This is a genomic window from Frisingicoccus sp. (assembly GCA_016298055.1).
GTDB lineage: Bacteria > Bacillota > Clostridia > Lachnospirales > Lachnospiraceae > Frisingicoccus.
Window position 1 is genome coordinate 1 of sequence record JAEDDO010000263.1, and the last position, 2,156, is coordinate 2,156.

Here is a 2,156-nt window from a genome sequence, read left to right on the forward strand (position 1 = left end):
GATGTATCACAGACAGATGGAAAGCCAATTCCGGAACTGGAAGCACAGGAGCTTTTATCAACAGTGGAGGGATATGAGGACTTTGTGCAGGCACTTATGAATGTTGCCCCGGTTCCTATTGGCTTTGAGGATATTCCCGGCGATTCCAAAGGATATTTCCATACAGAGGAAAAGCGGATTGCGGTGCAGGAGAATATGAGTGAGAGCCAGACATTAAAGACAATGGTGCATGAAGTAGCTCATTCCATGCTTCACAATAAGGAAATCAATCGGGATGATTTGATGGAGGCACCTGCAAAGGATAGAAATACAAAAGAAGTAGAAGCAGAAAGCGTTGCCTATACTGTATGCCAGCATTTTGGCATAGAAACCTCGGATTATTCTTTTGGTTATATTGCAGGGTGGAGCAGTGGTAAGGATATGAAGGAACTGAAATCTTCCCTGGACACCATACGAAAGACGGCATCTGAGCTTATTACAGGAATTGAAGGAGCGTTACAGGAATTGCAGCTAAATCGTGCCATAGAGAAGGAACAGAGTAAAGAGTGTATCCTGCTGATACAGAATGAGGATTTGACGGAGTTCAGCCTTGTCAATGTCCGTGGAATGGATACGCAGGAGCTTGTGGCTGCTCTTACTAACATGAGTGAGGATGATAAACTCAGTATACAGGCATACTTGGAAAGTAAAGGTGCATGGACTACAGAGCTTGGCAATGAGAAATCAAGAGAATTTGAGGAATATCATCTTGATGTTCGTTACAATCTTGATACAGATGAGATTATTGATGTGAAAGCAAAAATAGCAGAACAGATTGACAGTAATCTTTCGGTTATGGAGCAGGCAGAGCAGCTTATCCATCAATTGGAAGCGGAGAAAACCATATTTACATCAGATGAGCGTAACTTGATTGTAAATTATGCTTATAAGCTTGATGATATGGACAAGACAAGGGAGCTTGCAGAAAAGCTGGCATATCAGCTTGAATATTCACAGCAAGATGTGGGTCTGACTATCATAGATGCACAGGCAGAGATTGATGCACTTCCAGACCCGATAATTGGTCTGTCTGAAATGCGGGAGTACGGTTATACATGGAATAAAATGCTGCCATTGACGCAGGAGAAAGCATTGGAATTGTTTGACCATGACTTGCCTGTGTATCTGTTACACAATGACGGTTCGGAAACCACGGTAGAAGATAGAAAACAGATTACGGAGCATGAAGGAATTTTTGGCATTGAAAAAGGTGATTGGGAAAATGAAAGAAAACTTCGTTCCATGCAGGCTGAACTTTCGGACAATGAAATAAATAAAGAAGCACAGCTTTTGTATAGCAGCTCTGACAAGTATGGTATTTATCAGTTGAAGCATAATCCGGAACTGGATCATCTGCGGTTTGAGGGTACAGAGTCTTTAAAGCGTATGGGTATTACGAAGGACAATTTTGATGCTATCAAGCCGGATAATTATGAACTGATTTATGTAGGAGAGCTGTCTGAACTGCAAAAGCAGACAGAGGGCGAAACGCTGGAAGCAATCTATGAGAAATTCAATATAGACCACCCGGAAGATTACAGAGGGCATTCACTGTCTGTCAGTGATATTGTGGTCCTACATCAGAATGGGGAAAACAGTGCCCATTTTGTGGATTCTTTTGGATTTACCGGACTTCCTGATTTTATTCAGACATTGGAGGGAGTAAAAGAGCAGGAAGCGGAGATTGACACCTCTGGACAGGATGTCCATAAGTCAGAGCTGGAGAAACAGGAGAAGGAAACTTCGGACAACACGTTGGAAGATGGGGATGAAATCATTGACCTTGGTGATGAAAAGGAACAGGTGCTTGCAGATATGAAAAAGTCCTTGGAGATTGGGGAAGAAACCGAACTTGCCTTTCAGATTGCAGACCGCTATATCAGTATCCAAGAGGTGGATGGAGGCTATGATTATTCCATTATGGGAGCTGATTATAAGGAGATTGACGGTGGAGTTTATGACAATCCGGATGTGACAATTAGGGAGGCACTGACAGACATCATAGATGATTTGAAATCCGCTCCAGACCATAACGGAGCGAAAGGGAGTATTAAGGAAAAGGATGAGCTGATACCGATTGATTATGATGGATTGATGGAAAAGGTTGAGAAAGCCAA

1 protein-coding gene is annotated in these 2,156 nt (G+C 42.5%); it reads left to right on the top strand.

Annotation, left to right across the window (positions count from 1 at the left end):
• A partial coding sequence (locus QZZ35_RS11385) for a YodL domain-containing protein (protein ID WP_291237511.1) occupies positions 1-2,156 on the top strand: 2,156 nt, incomplete at both ends.